Genomic DNA, 2,516 nt, shown 5'->3' with positions numbered 1-2,516 from the left:
GTGAGGCCCTTGAGGACCTGCAGTTCGCGGGGGGTGAGCTTCTCGGCCAGCGGGTTGGCGGGGGTGTCCTCGGGGGCGGTCATGAAGTCGATGGGGGCGTATTGCTCTCCCATGGCCATGAAGCGCACGGCGTTGACGAGGGACTTGGCGGGCAGGGACTTCGGCACGAAGCCCGCCGCACCCGCCTCCAGCGCGTCCTCGGCGATCTGGCGGCTGGCCTCGCCCGAGATCAGCGCCACGCGCTGGCCCGCGCCCATGGCCAGGGCCGCGCGCAGGCTGTCGAGGCCCTGCATGCCGGGCATGTTGTAGTCCAGGAGCACGAGGTCGTAGGGCGCGTCGGCCTCGATCCGGGCGCAGGCCTCGTCGAAGGTGCCGACGGCCATCGTCTCGATCCCGCCCTGGCCTTCGAGATACATCACGAGCGTGTCGCGCAGCAGGTCGTGGTCGTCGGCGATCAATACTCTCATGACGTGTTCCCCATCCTTGGCATCGTCCTCGGCGGCGAGTGTGGCCAATCACTATGGCCAATCAAAGGCTAATAATTCGAACCATCGGGCGAGGCGCGCGACCAAAGGGATAGGTGCGCCTCTCCACCGGCAGGGGGGCTTTGGGCCGCGGGGATGGTCCGCGCACCATCCGGGCCGCCGACCTGTCCGCCCGCTTCGTTGCGTCAACCTCCTGTTTTCATTGATCACATAGGCATCACCTTGAACAGGGAACGAGCCAGATGAAACACGCAACCTTCGATGTCGACGCCGAACTCGCAGCCTTCGCCGGGGCGCAGACCTACCTGCCCGCGCTCGATCTGCAGCTTCTGGACTGCACGATGCACGAGGCGGTCGATTCGCTTCTGTCGCCGGGCAAGCGCAAGGCCTTCTTCGTGAACGCCCATTGCTGCAACGTGATGCACCGCGACGCGGAGTACATGCGCGCGGTGCGCTGTGCCGACGTGCTGCTGCCCGACGGGATCGGCGTGGCGCTGGCCGCGCGGATGACCGGCCAGCGGCTGACGGGCAACCTCAACGGTACCGACCTCGTGCCCGCGCTGCTGGCGCAGGCGGCCAAGCAGGGCCGGTCGGTCTACCTCTTCGGGGGCACGCCCGGGACGGCCGATGCCGCGGCGGCGGCGCTCATCCACCGCATCCCGCACCTGCGGGTGGCGGGCACCCGCGACGGCTTCGCCGGTGCGCGGGACGCCGAGGCGGTGATCGCGGACATCAACGCAAGCGGTGCGGACATCGTGCTGGTGGCGCTGGGCGTGCCGATGCAGGAGCTCTGGATCCACCGCCACGCGCACCGGCTGAACGCCGCGCTGGTCACCGGGGTCGGGGCCGCGCTGGACTTTCTGGCCGGCAACGTCAGCCGCGCGCCGTCCTGGCTGCGGCGGGCCCGCTCCGAATGGGTCTGGCGCCTGGCCCAGGAGCCGCGCCGTCTCGCCCGCCGGTATCTCGCCGGCAACCTCGGCTTCCTGGCCCGGGCGGGGGCCACCGCCCTGCGCCGGGTGCCGGGGCCCCGGGTCGCGCAGCGCGCGCTCGACGTGACGGTGGCGGCGGGGGCCTGCCTGGCACTGGCGCCGGTGCTGGCGCTGACGGCGCTGGCGATCAAGGCCGAATCCCGCGGGCCGGTGCTCTTCACGCAGACCCGGATCGGCAAGGACGGCCGGCCCTTCACGATCTACAAGTTCCGCTCGATGGCGCAGGACGCCGAGGCGCGGCGCGCGGCGCTGGTGGGGGCCTCCGACCGCGAGGGCGTCTGCTTCAAGATGAAGTCCGACCCGCGGATCACGAAGGTGGGCCGGATCATCCGCCGCCTGTCGATCGACGAGCTGCCGCAGATCCTCAACGTGCTGCGCGGGGACATGGCGATCGTCGGCCCCCGTCCCGCCTTGCCCTGCGAGGTCGCGGCCTATCCCGCCCGCGCGCTGGGGCGGCTGGCGGTCAAGCCGGGCATCACCGGGCTGTGGCAGGTCTCGGGCCGGGCCGAGATCGGCTTCGAGCAGATGATCGACATGGACCTCAGCTACGCGCGCGCGCGCAGCATCGTCTTCGACCTGATGCTGATCGCGCTCACGTTCCGCGCCGTCCTCTCGGGCCGCGGCGCGCACTGAAAGGCCGCCACCGCGGGGGCAGGGCAGGGCGCGCGCCCGACCTATCCCTTCGGATAGGCCGCTATCCCGAAAGCCCCATGCAATCCACGCGCGCGCGTGCGACAAGACAGGCACACCCGCAAAAGGAGACCGCCATGTTCGACCCCATCCGCAAGACCGCCGCCCTGGCCCTGCTCGGAATGACCCTCGCCGCGGGGGCCACCCAGGCCACGGCACAGGAGGAGGCCGCCACCGCCATCGCCTCGCCGATCCTGCTGACCGTCTCCGGCGAGACCCAGGGCAGCACGCAGGCGCTCGGCTTCGACCGCGCGGCGCTGATGGACCTGCCCGCCACGACGATCCGCACCAGCACGATCTGGACCGACGGCGTCCACGAGTTCACCGGCGTGGCGCTGTCGGACCTCGTGGA

The 2,516-nt window shown here is 70.9% G+C and carries 2 protein-coding genes and 1 pseudogene; 2 read left to right on the top strand and 1 reads right to left on the bottom strand.

Translation table 11 applies throughout. From position 1 onward, the window contains the following. The coding region (locus EU805_RS17210; RefSeq protein WP_129765205.1) for a response regulator transcription factor at window positions 1–467 on the bottom strand (467 nt) is incomplete at its 3' end. A 260-nt stretch (window positions 468–727) separates the two neighbouring features. Here EU805_RS17210 and EU805_RS17205 point away from each other — a divergent pair. Further along, entirely contained in the window at window positions 728–2,107 is a 1,380-nt protein-coding gene (locus EU805_RS17205; RefSeq protein WP_129765204.1) for a WecB/TagA/CpsF family glycosyltransferase, read from the top strand. A gap of 134 nt (window positions 2,108–2,241) precedes the next feature. Continuing rightward, window positions 2,242–2,516: pseudogene (locus EU805_RS17200) on the top strand (oxidoreductase); the annotation flags it as partial.

Source organism: Salipiger sp. IMCC34102 (assembly GCF_004145405.1).
Taxonomy (GTDB): domain Bacteria; phylum Pseudomonadota; class Alphaproteobacteria; order Rhodobacterales; family Rhodobacteraceae; genus Loktanella.
This window is presented reverse-complemented; position numbering and strand designations above follow the sequence as displayed.